The organism is Pseudazoarcus sp. NS20 (assembly GCF_059703745.1).
Genome location: NZ_BAAKIY010000004.1, coordinates 454,171 through 469,929 on the forward strand (window position 1 = coordinate 454,171; position 15,759 = coordinate 469,929).

At 63.9% G+C, this 15,759-nt stretch carries 13 protein-coding genes and 1 tRNA gene; 5 read left to right on the top strand and 9 right to left on the bottom strand.

The window, feature by feature from the left end:
- Positions 1-27 precede the first annotated feature (27 nt).
- From AC6H0W_RS13885 to AC6H0W_RS13895, 3 genes are all read right to left on the bottom strand, one after another.
- Positions 28-849, bottom strand: coding sequence for a carbohydrate ABC transporter permease (locus AC6H0W_RS13885; protein WP_497577775.1), 822 nt, complete (start codon positions 847-849; stop codon positions 28-30).
- A gap of 11 nt (positions 850-860) precedes the next feature.
- The gene (locus AC6H0W_RS13890) at positions 861-1,757 is read right to left on the bottom strand and encodes a carbohydrate ABC transporter permease (RefSeq protein WP_497577776.1); all 897 of its coding nucleotides are present in this window, start codon (positions 1,755-1,757) and stop codon (positions 861-863) included.
- Between the two features lie 89 nt (positions 1,758-1,846).
- Positions 1,847-3,148 (bottom strand): ABC transporter substrate-binding protein, encoded by a 1,302-nt coding sequence (locus AC6H0W_RS13895; protein ID WP_497577777.1) that lies wholly within the window; start codon positions 3,146-3,148, stop codon positions 1,847-1,849.
- Between the two features lie 242 nt (positions 3,149-3,390).
- Between AC6H0W_RS13895 and AC6H0W_RS13900 the strand changes: the two genes are divergently transcribed.
- Complete coding sequence (locus tag AC6H0W_RS13900; RefSeq protein WP_497577778.1) at positions 3,391-4,182, top strand: phosphodiesterase; 792 nt, start codon at positions 3,391-3,393, stop codon at positions 4,180-4,182.
- Between the two features lie 9 nt (positions 4,183-4,191).
- Here the strand turns inward: AC6H0W_RS13900 and AC6H0W_RS13905 are convergent, their stop codons facing one another.
- From AC6H0W_RS13905 to AC6H0W_RS13915, 3 genes are all read right to left on the bottom strand, one after another.
- On the bottom strand, positions 4,192-4,629 hold the full coding sequence (locus AC6H0W_RS13905; protein ID WP_497577779.1) for a DUF1178 family protein: 438 nt from the start codon (positions 4,627-4,629) through the stop codon (positions 4,192-4,194).
- Positions 4,630-4,654: 25 nt separating this feature from the next.
- A tRNA-Leu gene (locus AC6H0W_RS13910) sits at positions 4,655-4,739 on the bottom strand.
- A gap of 98 nt (positions 4,740-4,837) precedes the next feature.
- Complete coding sequence (locus AC6H0W_RS13915; protein WP_497577780.1) at positions 4,838-6,745, bottom strand: DEAD/DEAH box helicase; 1,908 nt, start codon at positions 6,743-6,745, stop codon at positions 4,838-4,840.
- Between the two features lie 260 nt (positions 6,746-7,005).
- Between AC6H0W_RS13915 and gtfA the strand changes: the two genes are divergently transcribed.
- A complete protein-coding gene (gene gtfA / locus AC6H0W_RS13920) occupies positions 7,006-8,442 on the top strand; it encodes a sucrose phosphorylase (RefSeq protein ID WP_497577781.1) in 1,437 nt (478 codons plus the stop codon).
- 6 nt (positions 8,443-8,448) lie between these two features.
- Here the strand turns inward: gtfA and ggpS are convergent, their stop codons facing one another.
- The gene (gene ggpS / locus AC6H0W_RS13925) at positions 8,449-10,701 is read right to left on the bottom strand and encodes a glucosylglycerol-phosphate synthase (protein ID WP_497577782.1); all 2,253 of its coding nucleotides are present in this window, start codon (positions 10,699-10,701) and stop codon (positions 8,449-8,451) included.
- A gap of 571 nt (positions 10,702-11,272) precedes the next feature.
- On the opposite strand from ggpS, the gene AC6H0W_RS13930 reads away from it, so the two are divergent.
- The 3 genes from AC6H0W_RS13930 to AC6H0W_RS13940 all read left to right on the top strand — a co-directional run bounded on the left by AC6H0W_RS13930 (position 11,273) and on the right by AC6H0W_RS13940 (position 14,509).
- Positions 11,273-12,463 carry a TRAP transporter substrate-binding protein gene (locus AC6H0W_RS13930; protein ID WP_497577783.1) on the top strand — a complete coding sequence of 397 codons (1,191 nt, stop codon included), beginning with the start codon at positions 11,273-11,275 and terminating at the stop codon, positions 12,461-12,463.
- A gap of 157 nt (positions 12,464-12,620) precedes the next feature.
- A complete protein-coding gene (locus AC6H0W_RS13935) occupies positions 12,621-13,196 on the top strand; it encodes a TRAP transporter small permease subunit (RefSeq protein WP_497577784.1) in 576 nt (191 codons plus the stop codon).
- Positions 13,193-14,509: a TRAP transporter large permease gene (locus AC6H0W_RS13940; RefSeq protein WP_497577785.1), complete on the top strand. Its 1,317-nt coding sequence runs from the start codon at positions 13,193-13,195 to the stop codon at positions 14,507-14,509. Before AC6H0W_RS13935 ends, AC6H0W_RS13940 begins: the two co-directional genes overlap by 4 nt.
- Positions 14,510-14,594: 85 nt before the next feature.
- Here AC6H0W_RS13940 and AC6H0W_RS13945 read toward each other — a convergent pair whose 3' ends face one another.
- Entirely contained in the window at positions 14,595-15,251 is a 657-nt protein-coding gene (locus AC6H0W_RS13945) for a NapC/NirT family cytochrome c (RefSeq protein ID WP_497577786.1), read from the bottom strand.
- Positions 15,248-15,742 (bottom strand): nitrate reductase cytochrome c-type subunit, encoded by a 495-nt coding sequence (locus AC6H0W_RS13950; RefSeq protein WP_497577787.1) that lies wholly within the window; start codon positions 15,740-15,742, stop codon positions 15,248-15,250. Before AC6H0W_RS13950 ends, AC6H0W_RS13945 begins: the two co-directional genes overlap by 4 nt.
- Between the last annotated feature and the right edge of the window lie 17 nt (positions 15,743-15,759).

The following is a 15,759-nucleotide window of genomic DNA, read 5'->3' on the forward strand; positions in this document are numbered from 1 at the left end:
GTTGGGTTCTCTGGATGCGTTGTGTGCTTACTTCAGGCCGGCGTGCATGAAGCTGTCGACGAAGCGGCGCTGGAAGATCACGAAGAACAGCAGCAGCGGGGACACCACCACCACGGTGGCAGCCATCAGGCGCGTCCAGTCGGCGCCGCTGTCGGCCTTGGCGAGCAGGCCGAGGCCGATGGGCAGGGTGCGCACGGATTCGCTGTTGGTGACCAGCAGCGGCCACATGTAGTCATTCCAGTGGGTGACCACCGAGATGATGGCGAACGCCACCAGCGTGGGTTTCACCAACGGCAGATACACGTGCCACAGCGTGCTGAGGTGGCCGCAGCCATCCAGCCGTGCGGCGTCCGCCAGATCATTGGGCACCTGCCTGAAGGCCTGGCGCAGCATGAAGGTGCCGTAACCGCTGGCCACGAACGGCACCATCAGTGCCCACAGCGAGTTCATCAGCCCCAGCTCGCGCACGGTGACGAAGTTGGTGAGGAAGGTGGCGTAGATGGGGAACATGATCTGCAGCAGGAACAGGCCGAAGATGAAGTCCTTGCCCGGAAAACGCAGGCGCGCAAAGGCATAGGCGGCCAGCGTGATGGTGACGAGCTGCGCGGCGATGATGCCGCCGGTGACCAGCACCGAGTTGAGCAGGTAGGTGTCGAACGGGGCAATCGACAACGCCTGCGGGTAGTTGGCCCACTGTGCTACCTGCGGCCAGAAACCGGCGGTGGCATCGAAGACTTCGGTACGGGTCTTCAGCGAGGTGACGGCGATCCACAGCATGGGGCTGACCCACAGCAGGGCCAGCGGCAGCAGCACCAGATGCGGCCAGTGTTTGCGAAGTTGCTTGAGCATGGGGATTTCCGTCATTTGCCGAGGTAGTGCACGCGGCGGCCGAAGGTGAAGGCCACCAGTGCGATCAGCCCGATGATGAACAGCAGCAGGCAGTTGGCGACGGCTGCGGCGTAGCCGATGTCCTGGTACTGGAAGGCGTTCTGGTAGATGTAGAAGGTCAGCACGTTGGTGGCGTCGGCCGGGCCGCCGTGCGTCATGACGAAGACGTAGTCGAAGATCTGGTACGAGTGCAGCACGCCGATGATGATGACGAAGTACAGCGTGGGCGAGATCAGCGGCACGGTGATGTGGATCAGCTGGCGCCAGGCCGATACGCCGTCCAGCCGCGCGGCTTCGTACAGATCGCGTGGCACCAGTTGCAGCGCGGCCAGCAGGATCAGCATGAAGTAGCCGGAATACTTCCAGATGCTCATGACGATGATGGCGGGCAGCGCCCAGGTGCTGTCGTACAGCCATTCCAGCTTGGGCAGGCCGAGTGCGGCCATGGCGCCGTTGATGGGGCCGTAGCCGGGGGCGTACAGGAACACCCACACCATGCCGGCCGCCACCGACGGGATCATCACCGGGTAGAAGAAGGCCGAGCGGTAGAACGACATGCCGCGCAATTTGCTGTCCAGCGCCACGGCCAGCAGCAGGGCGCACAGGATGGACAGCGGAATGGTCAGCAGCGTGTAGAAGGCGGTGTTGCGGAAGGATTTCCAGAACAGCCCGTCGCCCAGCAGGCGGGTGTAGTTCTCCAGCCCGAGGAAGAAGATGTCGTTCGAGCCCAGCATCACGTCGTGAAGGCTGAACCAGATCGAGCGCAGGATGGGCCAGTAGGTAAACAGCGCAAGAAAGACCAGCGACGGCAGCAAAAAAGCCGCCGCAACGGGGATGTCGCGCAGGGATTCGCGTTGCAGCAAGGACATGAAGGCGGTGTCCGGTAAGGGGCAGGTACGTAGGGTTCAGCAAGACGCGCCCCGGTGCGCGTGCAGCGTGCGCGCCGGGGCGTGGGGCATCAGCCGCGGCGGCGCAGCAGGCGCTGGATTTCGCGGTTCGACAGGGTGTTGGCCTCGATCAGCGCGGCATCCGGCTTGATCTCGCCGGCCAGCGTACGGTCGATGGCGCTCTTCAGGTACTCACGCACCTTGTGGTAGCCCGGCACCTGCAGGAACGCGCCGGCAAACTCGGCCTGATCCAGCGCGATACGCGATTCCGGCACCTCGGCCACGAAGGCCTTCATCTCGTCGCTTTCCCACGACGATTTGCGCGCCGCGAGGTAACCGGTTTCCTTGCACCACATCGACTGGTTCTGCGTGTTGGTCATCCACCGGGCAAAGGCCCAGGCGGCTCGCTTGTGGGCGTCGGGCTGGTTCCTGGCAATGTGGATTGGCCCGCCGCCCATGCTGGCACCCGGCTGTTTGCTGAACGGCAGCGGCATCACGCCCACTTCAAACGGCGAGGATTTACGCAGGTTGGTCATCGAGCCGGTGGAGTGATACAGCATGGCGGTGCGGCCGGCCATGAAGTCGTTGGCCGAACCCTGCCAGGTGGAGGCGCTGGGCATCACGCCGGCCTGCACCATCTTCAGCCAAAACTCCATGGCGTCGAGCGCTTCGGGCGAATCGAACATCACCTTGTCCTTGGTCCAGGGCACCAGGCCGTTCTGCCGCACGTAGCATTCGAACATCCAGTCGTGCCAGCCACCGCCGATGGTCAGGCCCCACTGCTGCACGTCATTGCCCTGGCGGATGGTCAGCGCGCGGGCGGTCTCCATCAACTCGACCCAGGTTTTGGGCGTGCTCTTGATGCCGGCTTTGGCGAAGGCCGCCTTGTTGTAGTACACCACCGGCGTGCTGCACTGGAAGGGCAGGCCGTAGAGCTTGTCATCGGAAATGCACGAGCCGAGGAAGCCGGGCAGGAAGTCCTGATAGATGTCGTCGGCCTTGGCCAGCGCGGTGACGTCTTCCAGCGCGTCCATCAGCAGGAAAGTCTGCAGGGCGGAATTGATCGGCAGCCAGGTGGCCGGGGGATCACCGACGCCCAGCGAGGTCATCACTTTCTGTTCGGTGTTGTCATAGGTGCCGGCGTAGATCGCCTCCACCTGGAATTCACTGTGGGCGGCGTTGAAGCCGGCGATCATGCCGGAGACGATGCGGTTGATGTCGCCCGACACGCCGATCGGGTACATGAACTGGAGTTTGACCTGCTGGCTGCCCGAGGCGATCAGCGGGATGCCGCCGAGCATGCCGGCGACGGAAAGCGTGGCCGCGCTGCCCAGAAAGCTGCGGCGTGAGACGGTGCGTGAGTTCGTGCTCATTGCGTGTCCTTGGTTGCGATGATTGACGAGGCGGGACTGCAGCGGGACGGGCCACGGTGGAATGAGGTGGCGTCCGGCGAGCGAACTCTGAGCGGCGAAGGTTACGGCGGCGTGAAGGTTTGTTGAAACCTGTCGAAATCAGTTTTCAATATGTTGGAGATTGTTGAAATTCTGGCGATGTCATCGCGGCGTCACGAAAGGCGCGCAGCATGGCGAGTTTGTTCTGTTGCCTTGGTGAAAGCATGCTGATTGCCCAGATCACGGATACCCACATCAGCCGTGATGCCGACTTCCTGCAGCGCCGGCTTGATCCGGTGGAGTGCCTCAAGCGTGCGGTGGAAGCGCTGCTGGCGCAGCGCCCGCAGCCCGATGTGGTGCTGCTCACCGGTGATGTGGTCGAGCACGGTGACCCGCTGGAATACGACGTGGCGGCGGCGTTGCTGGCGCGTTTGCCGATGCCGGTGTTCGCGGTGCCGGGCAATCATGATTCGGCCGAGATGATGCGCCGCTGCCTGCCGGCCTGGGTGCCGGCGCGCGAGTGCGGGCACGCTTCTTATGCGGTGGAATCCTTTGCCTTGCGCCTGATTGGCCTGGATACCTCGGTGCCCGGCTGCTCGTCCGGCGCGCTGGATGCGTCACGGCTCGACTGGCTTGAAACCGCGCTGGCGCATCGTCCGCAGGTGCCGGTGGTGATCTTCATGCATCACCCGCCCATCGATACCGGCATCGACGCCATGGATGCCTGCGGTCTGCTGGAAGGGCGCGAACGTCTGGCTTCGTTGCTGGCCAATCACGGAGGCGTGCAGGCCATCGTGTGCGGCCATGTGCATCGCAACATACAGGGCATGCTGGCCGGGGTGCCGGTGCGGGTGGCCAATTCCACCGCGCACCAGATATCGCTGGAGCTGGAGGCCGGAGCGTCGCTGGGCTATGTGCTGGAGCCGCCGGCCATCACCCTGCACCGGTTTGGCGAGCAGGGCCTCGTCAGCCATGTGAGCTACATCGACCGTTTTCCGGGGCCGTGGCCCTTCTGACCGGGAGGTTTACTGGACGGAGGGTTCGTCCGGCACCGGCAGCACCAGAATGCCTTCTTCCAACAGTTCGCCGAGATCATCGCCATTGGCGCGGCCGCGGATGCTGCGCGCTTCTGCTTCGCCGTAGTGAATGCGGCGGGCTTCTTCGGGAAACTGTTCGCCTACGTCTTCCGCTGCACGTGCGGCGACGCGCAGTGCGGCGATGATCTGTGCCGGATCGGGTTGCTGTGGCGTGTTTGAGGCCGTGGCGACGGGCGCTGGTGCGGAGTCGCGGCGGCTGATGGCGGTATTGACGTACGGGGCGGAGGGGCGGCGCTCGATGCGGGTCGAACCGCAGTGCGGGCATTCGATCAGCCCGCGGGCGCACTGGTCGGAAAACGCGTCGGCGTTGGCGAACCAGCCTTCGAAGCGGTGTTCGCTGTCGCAACTGAGGTTGAGGACGATCACCGCGGTTTCCGCCTTGAATCAGCCATGGTGCCGAGGACGGGACTTGAACCCGTAAGGCTTGCGCCGGCGGATTTTAAGTCCGCTGTGTTTACCAATTTCACCACCCCGGCAGGGTGCCCCTGCGGGCGTAGCCGCGCATTCTAACGCAGACGCGGCCCCTTGCCTGAGTGCAAACGCGCTTCAGGCAAGGGGCCGCGGGCTGCTGTGATCAGAACTTCTTGCGCGCGCGCGGCGGCTTGTCGCCACCTTCGGAGCGGAACGGGCGGTCACCGGATTCGCTGCGCGGAGCGCGCGGCGGGCGGTCACCACGGTCGCCACGATCACCGAAGGGCTTGCCCATGCCGGGTTTTCCGAAGGATTTGCGCGGCGGGCGGTCGGACGGAGCATCGTCGCGGGTGCGCGGCGTCGGGCGAGCACGCGTGCTGCTGGCAGCGTGCGCGTCTTCCTCCGGCGTCAGCGGGCGGGTGTGCAGCACGAACTGGCGCACGCGCAGGCGGGACAGCGTTTCCATCACGTCGGCCGGCAGCGAAGAGGGCAGCTCGACGGTGGAATAGTCTTCGTACAGGTTGATCTGGCCGATGAAGCGCGACTCGATGCCGGCTTCGTTGGCGATGGCGCCGACGATGTCTTTCGGGCTGACGAGCTGGTTCTTGCCCACGGCGATGCGATAGCGAACCAGCTTGCCGTCGGAGAAGTCGCGGCGGCGTTCGAGGATCTTCTCGCGGTTGTCGCGTTGCGGGCGGTCGTCGGACGAGCGCTGCGGGGCGGCGTCCATCTTGGCGAAGTCGCGGCTGCCTTCATTGGGCATCTGCAGCGGGCGATCACGCGTAGCCATGCTGGCCAGTGCGGCGGCGATGTCGTGCAGTTCGTGCGTGCCGTCGGCTTCCAGGCTGGCGACGACGTCACGGAAGAAATCCAGGTCGTCGGACTGCAGCACGGCTTCGACCTGCTCGCGGAACAGCGCGATGCGGCGGTCGGCAATGGCTTCGCGCGAGGGCAGCGGCAGCGGCTCGATCTTCTGGCGGGTCGCGCGCTCGATGGTCTTGAGCATGCGGAACTCGCGCGGCGTGACGAACAGGATGGCGGTGCCGAGGCGGCCCGCGCGGCCGGTGCGGCCGATGCGGTGCACGTAGGCTTCGGTGTCGTACGGAATGTCGTAGTTGATGACGTGCGTGATGCGCGGCACGTCCAGACCACGGGCCGCGACGTCGGTGGCGACGACCAGATCGAGCGCGCCGCGCTTGAGCTGCTCGACCACGCGTTCGCGCAGTTGCTGGGTCATGTCGCCGTTGAGTGCGCCGACGGCATGGCCGCGCGCTTCGAGGCGAGTGGCCAGTTCTTCGGTGGCGATCTTGGTGCGCACGAAGATGATGCCGGCGTCCATGTCCTCGAGTTCGAGGATGCGGGTGAGGGCGTCGAGTTTGTGCGGCACGCTGACCTGGCAGAACTTCTGCGTGATGGTCGAGACAGTGGTGGTCGAAGCCTTGATCTTCACTTCCTGCGGGTCACGCAGGTAGCGGTGGGCGATGCGGCGGATCGGGTCCGGCATGGTGGCCGAGAACAGCGCGGTCTGGCGCTCGGCCGGGGTGTGGCCGAGAATCCATTCAACCGCGTCGATGAAGCCCATGCGCAGCATTTCGTCGGCTTCGTCGAGCACCAGCATCTTGAGGTTGTCGAGTACCAGGCTCTTGCGCTCGATGTGGTCCATGATGCGGCCCGGCGTGCCGACCACGACATGGGCGCCGCGCTTGAGCTGGCGCAGTTGCACCACCATGCTCTGGCCGCCGTACACGGGCAGCACATTGAAGCCGGACATGTGCTTGGCGTAGCGCTGGAAGGCTTCGGACACCTGGATGGCCAGCTCGCGCGTCGGGGCGAGTACCAGCACTTGCGTGCGGTTGTCGGCGAGGTCGATGCCGGCCAGTGCGGGCAGCGCGAACGCGGCCGTCTTGCCGGTGCCGGTCTGTGCTTCGCCGAGAATGTCGGAGCCGGCGAGCAGCGGCGGGATGCACGCCGCCTGAATGGGCGACGGGGTTTCGTAGCCGACTTCTTCCAGTGCCGCGAGAAGCGGGGCACCGAGGTCGAGCTGTTTGAAGTTTTCGATTGTGATGGTCATGGTCTTACGGCGAGCTGCCGGTGGTAAAGCGAGGAATGGGTAATGCGGGGCAGCGCCGTAGGCGATGGTGCATCGTTCGGGAGCGGGGCGGGTTGCTTGGCGCGAACGGGCACGACTCCAGTGGCCGGCATCATACCGGAAAGCGCCCGCGACTGCTTGACTCTTCGGCGTGATGCTGGCATGCGATGAGGGAACATTCGGCGTCCGGTGTTGCCGGACGGACGACCGGGCCTTGCCCGCAAACCCAGTATGGAGGCCGTATGCCGCTCAGCAATCAGGTTCAGCTCATCGCCTACCCCGACCGCATCGGCAGCCGCATTGCCGATCTGGCCGAGTTCATCGAGAGGCATCTTGCGAGTGCGGTCGGCGGCGTGCATCTGCTGCCGCCGTTTCCGTCGAACGCGGACGGCGGGTTTTCGCCGCTGACGCACCGCGAAATCGATTCGCGCGTGGGGTCGTGGGCCGATGTCGAGCGGCTCAGCGCGCGCCTGGACGTGTGTCTGGATCTGGTGCTCAACCACATCGCCGACGATTCGCCCGAGTTCCGCGACTACATTGCACACGGCAAGGCGTCGCCGCATGCTGCGCTGTTCGTGGATGTCGACGGCCTCGGTGAAATCACGCCGGATGATCTGGCAAAGATCCACATCCGCAAGGAGAAAGAGCCTTTCCGCGATGTGGTGTTTGCCGACGGCACCAAGGGCCGGGTGTGGTGCACCTTCACCGAGCGGCAGGTGGATCTGGATTTTCGCGCGCCGCAAACCTTCGACCTGATGCGCGGCAACATCGAATGCATGGCCGCGCACGGCGTGCGCATGCTGCGGCTGGATGCCTTCGGCTACGTAACCAAGCGCATCGGCACGAGCTGCTTTCTGGTCGAGCCGGAGGTGTGGGAGACGCTGGAGTGGTTTCGCGAGACCTGCGGTGCGCACGGCATCGAGGTGCTGCCCGAGGTGCACGACCATCCGAGCTATCAGTACGCCATTGCCGACCGTGGCATGTGGGCCTACGGCTTTGCGCTGCCGCCGCTGGTGCTGCATGCACTGCTCGACTGCGACAGCCGGCATTTGAAGAGCTGGCTGCGCATGTGTCCGCACAATCAGGTCACGGTGCTCGATACCCACGACGGCATCTGCATTCCGGACGTCGAGGGTTTCCTGCCGCCGAAAGAGCTGCAGGCGCTGATCGACAACGTCGACGAGCGCAGTGCCGACCCGATCATGCGCCGCAGTGCTGCACGTGCCCACAGCGTCGGCGCCATCTACCAGCTCACCTGCACCTTCTTCGAGGCGCTGCAATGCAATGAAGACGCCTACATTGCGGCGCGCGCGATCCAGCTTTTCGCACCGGGCATTCCGCAGGTGTACTACGTTGGCCTGCTGGCCGGCACCAACGACTTCGAGCTGATGGAGCGCACCGGCGAGCTGCGCGACATCAACCGGCGTTACTACTCGATGGACGAGGCCGTGGCCGCGCTGGGCTCGACGGTGGCGCGCCGACAGTTGCGGCTGATGGAGTTGCGCAACACGCATCCGGCCTTTGGCGGGCGTTTCGAGTTGGAGTACTCCAACGAATCCAGCGTGGCGATGATGTGGCGCTCGGGAGAGGCCTTTTGCCACGTTTTCATCGACCTCAACTTCCGCACCGTCAGCGTGCGCTACAGCGGTGCGGCAGGGGAGGAGAGCTTTCGCGGCTGAACGATGTCAGCCTGCGCGCTCATCGGCCATGGCGTGCACCGCTTCGAGAAATTCCCGCCCCCAACGGTGTACGTCGTGGTAGCGGACGATGTCGAACAGCTCACGTACACGCGTACGTGACTCGTTGCGGTTAAGCGCCATGCCGATGCCGAAATACAGCTTGTCGCGCAGGTCTTTGGGGTCGTGCGGGTTGGTGAGGATGGCGCCGTGCAGCTCCGCAGCCGCGCCGGTGAATTCGGACAGCACTAGTACGCCGCAGCCATCGGTGAGGCCCTGCGTGGCCACGTATTCCTTTGACACGAGGTTGAGGCCGTCGCGTAGCGGCGTGATCCACATCAGGTCGGCGATGGCGTAATACGCCACCACCTGCTCGAAGGGCAGCGGGCGGAAGAAGAACTGTACCGGTGTCCAACCCACGCGCGAGAAGCGTCCGTTGATGGCGCCCACGGCCTGCTCGATTTTGGCTTGCAGGGTGTCGTAGACAGTCATTTCCTTGGCCGCCGGCACGCACACGGAGACCAGCGTGACCTTGCCATGCAGCTCGGGGTAGCTTTCGAGCAGGTCGGAGAACGCCAGCAGCTTTTCCAGCGTGCCCTTGGTGTAGTCGAGCCGCTCGACCGACAGCACCATGCGTACCCCGGCGAACTCCTGGCGCAGTTCGGCCATCAGTTCGCTGGTCTGGGGGTGTTCCAGCGCGTGCGTGATGCGGTCCATGTCGATGCCGATGGGGTGGGCGCCGAGGCCGATGCGGCGGTCGTTCACCTCGATCACCGTGGTCATCTCGTCCAGCCCGACCGCGCAGCCATAGCTCAGGAAGCGCGGCGCGCAGTGCTTGCGCTCGATCATCTTTGCGGGGGCGACACCGCGCACGACATCGACGAAGTTCTCGGACTGACGCGGGATGTGAAAGCCCACGTAATCGCACTGCAGCAGGCTCCCGACGATCTCGCGCCGCCACGGCACGACGTTGAAGACATCGGCCGACGGGAAGTAGGTGTGGTGGAAGAAGGAAATCACCAGGTCCGGGCGCAGCTCGCGCAGGAAGGCCGGCACCATCCACAGGTTGTAATCGTGAATCCATACCGTCGCACCCTCGGCCGCTTCGGCCGCGGTGCGCTCGGCGAACAGCCGGTTGACGCGCAGGAACACCGCCCAGTCTTCCTCGCGGAAGGTGGCACGCTCCCAGAAGGTGTGCAGCGTCGGCCAGAAAGCCTCTTTCGAGAAGCGCTTGTAGAAGATGTCGACGTCGTTCTTGGTGAGCGGCACGCGTGCGCATACCAGGCCCGGATAGCGCTCGCGGTCGACCTCGGTGTGCGTTTCGAACGGGATGGCGGTCTTCGGATCATGCACTGACCACGCCACCCATGAGCCGGCTTCGCCGTTGGCGAAGAAACTCAGCAGCGAGGGAATGATGCCGTTGGGCGAGGTGTGGCGTTGGCGGCGGATGTGGCCGTTTTCGGTGACTTCTTCGTACGGCAGGCGGTGATACACCATCACCAGCTTGGCCTTGCCGCGCCGCTCCAGATCACGCAGTTCGGCATCCAGGCCTTCCGGGCCGAGGAAGCCGAAGCGCTGGATGGCCTCCAGAATGCCGCCGCAACCGGTGTGCAGCGAATGCAGCACCTTGGCGCGGTCGCGCGTGGCCTCCAGCAGGGCCGGCTCGGATTCGCCCACGCACACGCCCTTGAAGCCTTGCTCGTACATCGAAAGGTCGTTGAGCGTGTCGCCGGCCACCAGCACGTCGTCGATGGAGATGCCGAGGTGCTCGACCAGGCGCTTGAGGGTGCGACCCTTGTTGATGTCGCGCGGCAACACGTCCAGGTACCGCCCGGCGGAGAACAGCAGGTCGCAGCCCAGTGCTTCGGCCTGTTCCGCGATTTCGGGCGTTACCGCGTCGGGCGTGCAGAAGTACGAGCAACGTCGTTGCTGCGGCACTTCCTGACGTTCCAGCCCGGCGAAGCGCGCCATGGCCACTGCCACCGTGTGCTCGCCCGGCCAGACGGCGTCGATTTCCCCCTGCAGGGGATGTACGGCGACCAGTTCGTGGCCGTCTACGACGGTGGCGCCCACGTCGGCAATGATGAAGTCGGGGCGCGGAATGGTCGGATCGGACAGCAGCGGCAGCACGACTTCGAGCCCGCGCCCGGTGACGAACACCAGTCGGATATCGGGATGTGCGGTGACGAGTTGGTACAGGCGCTGACGGTTGGTCGGGTCGCCCGCGAGAAAGGTGCCGTCAAGGTCGGTGGCAAGCAGCATTCGGTTCCTCGTTCGGTTGTGTCGGCAGGGAAAGATGCATGTTGCAGAACAATATTTGTCGAAACATTCTAACCGAATGCGTTTGCCCCGGCTGTCCGCAGTACGCCGATCCGTGCATGCAGGAGGTGCATTCGTGCATACAAGGCATCGTACTTATACGGATTGATTCACCCTCTGGCGGAGAGAAAGATGTGGCCATTCCGACGCCATGCTTTCTTCACGTAAGTAAGCGAAGCGTAAGGGAAAAAGGGCCATCAGAGCCCGTCCGAAGCATGTGTCCGACAGAGGAGGTCTGTGTGGAGCACGCAAGGAGGAGACAGCGGCGCCACGAGCGCCATCAGCATGCCGCCGCCCCGGTCACGGCCGGGGCGGTCGGTCATATCTGCACGTCTCGCGTTTCATCCTCGTCCCTGCACGGAAGCAGAACGTTCCAGAACCAGGCAATCAAGCATCCGGACGTCCGGGTCGTCTCAGCGCGGCCGGATAACGGCGAGCCCGTATCGGAAGGCGTCCCGCCGCCCGGTGCGTTTTTTCTGTGACCTTCGCAGCAAATCCAGGAGGAGGATGGGTCATGCAAGACAATCAGAAGCACAACACGGCCGCATCAACGGCCCCGCCGGAGAGCGGTAGCGACAAGAGCGGAAGCAAGATGTCGCGCCGCAAATTCTTTGCAACCTCGGCAGCCGGTGCGGCCGCCGCAGGTTTCCCGATGGTGTCTTTCGCTCAGACCACCACCTTCAACTTCCAGAGCACCTGGCCGTCGCGCGACATCTTCCACGAGTTCGCCTCTGATTTCGTGCGCGTCGTGAATGAGATGTCCGGCGGGCGCCTGCGCATCAACCTGTTGCCGTCCGGCGCCGTGGTCGGTGCACTGCAGATGCAGGATGCGGTGATTGCCGGCGCGCTCGACGGTGGTCACGGCGTGGCCGCGTACTGGTACGGCAAGACCAAGGCCTTCTCGCTCTTCGGCACGCCGCCCCCGTTCGGCTGGGATGCGCATCAGTTCCTCGCCTGGATGAAGTTCGGCGGTGGCTACGAGCTCTACAACGAGCTGCTGGCCAACCTCAAACTGCCGCTGGTGGGCTTCCTGTCGGGCCCGATGCCGACGCAGCCGCTGGGGTGGTTCAAGCAGCCCATCAAGAGCGCGGACCAGCTCAAGGGGCTGAAGTACCGCACGGTGGGTCTGGCGGCCGATCTGATGCGCGAGTTCGGTGCGGCGGTCACCATCATGGGCGGTGGCGACATCGTTCCGGCGATGGACCGCGGGCTGCTCGACGGTGCCGAGTTCAACAACCCTTCGTCCGATCGCCTGCTCGGTTTCCCCGATGTCTCCAAGGTCTTCATGCTGCGCAGCTACCACCAGGACGCGGAGAGCTTCGAGATCATCTTCAACAAGGCCAAATTCACCGCGCTGCCGGCCGAGTTGCAGGCCATCGTCAAGTACGCCGCCGATGCCGCTTCGTCGGAGATGTACTGGAAAGCCATGAAGCGCTATCCGGAAGATCTCAACAAGATGCGCGACGAGCAGGGCGTGAAGACCTACCTCACGCCGGATTCGGTGCTGCAGGCGCAGTTGAAGGCGTGGGACGTGGTCATCGAGCGTGAATCGAAGGCCGATCCGTTCTTCAAGAAGGTCATCGATTCTCAGAAGGCCTATTGCGAGAAGACGGTATCTTTCCACATCGAGAACACCACGCCGAAAGACCCGGCCTACGAGCACTTCTACGGTCGCAAGGCCACGGCGGGCTCCACGGCGCTGTAAGGCCTGCAGGCGGGGCGTTTTTCGCTCCTTCTTTCAGATGGAACGCCGAGGGTGCTGCAATGCGGCCCTCGGCTGTTTCCGGAAACGGTTGCACCTGCGGGCGACGATATTCCTGCCGGCCGGTGAAAGTGCCTGATGGGCGCTTGCGGAGGTCTAGATGCGGCGTTTTCTTCTGATGGTGGATCACATCAACATCTTCGTGGGGAAGATGTTTGCGTGGTCCGTCGTGTTGCTCACCGGCGTGGTCTGCTTTGAAGTGTTCATGCGCTATGTCATGGGCAACCCCACGACCTGGGCCTATGACTTCAGCTACATCCTGTATGGCACCTTGTTCATGATGGCCGGGGCCTACGCGCTCACCACGCATTCGCATGTGCGCGCAGATGTGCTGACCCGCTTCGCCTCGGTACGCACTCAGGCGAGCATCGATTTCGTGCTCTATCTGCTGTTCTTCTTTCCGGCGGTGCTGGCGATGATGTACGCCGGCTACCACTTCGCCGAGATGGCGTTCCGGGTGGGGGAGCGCAGCCCGTTCAGCCCGGCCGGGCCGATTCTGTGGCCGTTCAAGGCGCTGATTCCGCTGTCCGGTTTCTTTCTGACGCTGCAAGGCATTGCGGAAGTGATCCGCTGCGTGATGGCCTTCCGCAACGGGCGTTGGCCGCCGCGTGTGCATGATGTGCGCGAGATCGGCGATGAAATGGTCGAAGAGGTCATGCCCGGAGGTGCCAAATGAGCAATGAAATGCTCGGAATCGTGATGCTCGGCATCTTCATCGTCACCATCCTGCTGGGCTTTCCGGTGGCGTTCACGTTGATCGCGCTGGCGCTTGGCTTTGGCTACTTCGCCATCGGCGACATCATCTTCACGCTGCTGGTGCAGCGCACCTACGGCGTCATGTCGAACGACGTGCTGATTGCCGTGCCGTTATTTCTCTTCATGGGCTATCTGGTCGAGCGGGCCAACGTGCTCGAACGGTTATTCAAGAGCATGCAACTGGCGTTCGGCGGGGTGCCGGCCTCGCTGGCGGTGGCCAGCCTGATCACCTGTGCGCTGTTCGCAACGGCCACCGGCATCGTCGGTGCGGTGGTGACGCTGATGGGTCTGCTGGCGCTGCCCGCCATGCTCAATGCGGGCTACGACCGCAAGCTGGCGTCCGGTGTGATCTGTGCTGGCGGATGTCTGGGCATTCTGATTCCGCCCAGCATCATGCTGATCCTGTACGGCGCGATGGCCGGCGTGTCGGTGGTGCGACTGTATGCCGCCGCGTTGTTCCCAGGGCTGCTGCTCGCCGGCCTGTACGTGATCTATGTGGTGGTGCGGGCGATGATCAACCCCAAGGTCGCTCCGCCGATGCCGAAGGAGGAGCGCAACGTGCCGCTGGGGCAGATCATGTACGGGCTGGCGACGTCGTTCTTTCCGCTGGCCTTCCTGATCCTGTCGGTGCTCGGTGCCATCCTGTTCGGGTTGGCCACGCCGCACGAGGCAGCTGGCATCGGCGCCTTGGGTGCCTTGGTGCTGGCCTTGTCGTACCGTCAGCTCACCTGGGGGCGCTTCAAGGAGTCGGTGTTCCTCACGGCGCGCACCTCGGCAATGGTGTGCTGGCTGTTCGTCGGCTCGTGGATCTTCTCGTCGGTGTTCTCGTTGCTCGGCGGGCATGCGGTGGTCGAACACTGGCTCATCGGGCTGGACATGACACCACTGCAGTTCCTGATCCTCGCTCAGCTCATCATTTTCCTGCTGGGCTGGCCGCTGGAGTGGACCGAGATCATCATCATCTTCGTGCCGATCTTCCTGCCGCTGCTGCCGGCCTTCGGCATCGATCCGCTGTTCTTCGGCGTGCTGGTGGCGCTGAACATCCAGACCTCGTTCCTGACACCGCCCATGGCCATGTCGGCGTACTACCTCAAAGGGGTGTCGCCAGGTCTGCAGCTGATCGAGATATTCAAGGGGATCATGCCGTTCCTGGCGCTGGTGTTCGTCGCGATGATTCTGTACTACACCTTCCCGGCCATCGGCATGTGGCTGCCGAACTATCTGTACAACTGAAGTGATGGCTGGAATGAACAAGGGGCGGCCCGCAAGCTGCCCCTTGTTTGCTTTCGCGCCCCAAGGCGCAGGCGTATCGCCAGCTTCAATGCGGCGAAGGTTTGCTCATGCTGCCCGAAATGGCTGCCGGCAGGGCCTCGCGCCCATGCACCTCGATCAAGTCGCCGATGCCTTCGAGCGAAGGCATGCGGTGGGCGATGCCGACGTGGCAATCGATGCAGGTGCGTTCGCCGCTCGCCAGTGAGGTCGAGTGCGCCTGCGACGCGCGCGGGCTCTGGCGCGTGAAGTCCATGTAGTCGAACTCATGGCAGTTGCGGCATTCAAGCGAGTTGTTGGCCTTCAGGCGTCGCCATTCGTTCATCGCCAGTGCGAGGCGCATGTTCTCGAACTTCTCGGGTGTGTCGATGGTGCCGAAGATCTTGCCCCAGACCTCTTTCGAGGCCTGCATCTTGCGTGCGATCTTCGATGTCCAGCCGTGCGGTACATGGCAGTCCGAGCAGATGGCGCGCACGCCGCTGCGGTTCGTGAAGTGAATGGTGGGCTGCAATTCGGCGAACACGTTGTCGCGCATCTCGTGACAGGCGGTGCAGAACTGTTCGGTATTGGTCGCCTCCATGGCGGTATTGAAACCGCCCCAGAACACGATGCCGGCAATGAAGCCGCCGATCGTCAGAAACCCTAGGCTGTAGTGGGCGGCCGGGCGGCGCAGGATCAGCCAGAAGCGTTTCAAGGCCTGCTTCATGGCGCCCCCTGTTCGCGCACGGTGGCCGAGGGCGAGCCGGAGCGCTGCAACAGCACATCGACGTCGATGAACTCGTTATTCACGCGCGGATCGACCGGCACCTGCGGCACATGACACTGCAGACAGAAATAGCGCCGTGGTGACAGCTCGGCCAGGAAGTTGCCGTCGCGGTCCATGAAGTGCGTGACGCTGATCATGGGCGCGCGGCTGTCTTCGGTGCGCGTGCGGGCGTGACAGAACATGCAGCGGTTGGCATTGGTGTCGAGCTGGTAGCCCTCGATCTTGTGCGGCACCACGGGCGGTTGCATGGCGTAGCTGCGCATGCGCCGCACGCTGCTGTCGTCCGGGTTGACGAGTGCCGGCGGCGTGCTTTCCTGGGTGATGGGCGTCATGCCGCGCATGCGGTCGACATGCCCGGGTGGGTAGTGGTCGGACGCATGGCCGAGCGAGGCCGCGAGCAGTACGAAGGCCGCGAGAATCAGGCTGCGCATCGTTTTTCTCCTGATGT

Coding starts and splice junctions, on each gene's coding strand:
- AC6H0W_RS13885 (WP_497577775.1), bottom strand. CDS start 849: ATGCTCAAGCAACTTCGCAAACACTGGCCGCATCTGGTGCTGCTGCCG.
- AC6H0W_RS13890 (WP_497577776.1), bottom strand. CDS start 1,757: ATGTCCTTGCTGCAACGCGAATCCCTGCGCGACATCCCCGTTGCGGCG.
- AC6H0W_RS13895 (WP_497577777.1), bottom strand. CDS start 3,148: ATGAGCACGAACTCACGCACCGTCTCACGCCGCAGCTTTCTGGGCAGC.
- AC6H0W_RS13900 (WP_497577778.1), top strand. CDS start 3,391: ATGCTGATTGCCCAGATCACGGATACCCACATCAGCCGTGATGCCGAC.
- AC6H0W_RS13915 (WP_497577780.1), bottom strand. CDS start 6,745: ATGACCATCACAATCGAAAACTTCAAACAGCTCGACCTCGGTGCCCCG.
- gtfA (WP_497577781.1), top strand. CDS start 7,006: ATGCCGCTCAGCAATCAGGTTCAGCTCATCGCCTACCCCGACCGCATC.
- ggpS (WP_497577782.1), bottom strand. CDS start 10,701: ATGCTGCTTGCCACCGACCTTGACGGCACCTTTCTCGCGGGCGACCCG.
- AC6H0W_RS13930 (WP_497577783.1), top strand. CDS start 11,273: ATGCAAGACAATCAGAAGCACAACACGGCCGCATCAACGGCCCCGCCG.
- AC6H0W_RS13935 (WP_497577784.1), top strand. CDS start 12,621: ATGCGGCGTTTTCTTCTGATGGTGGATCACATCAACATCTTCGTGGGG.
- AC6H0W_RS13940 (WP_497577785.1), top strand. CDS start 13,193: ATGAGCAATGAAATGCTCGGAATCGTGATGCTCGGCATCTTCATCGTC.
- AC6H0W_RS13945 (WP_497577786.1), bottom strand. CDS start 15,251: ATGAAGCAGGCCTTGAAACGCTTCTGGCTGATCCTGCGCCGCCCGGCC.
- AC6H0W_RS13950 (WP_497577787.1), bottom strand. CDS start 15,742: ATGCGCAGCCTGATTCTCGCGGCCTTCGTACTGCTCGCGGCCTCGCTC.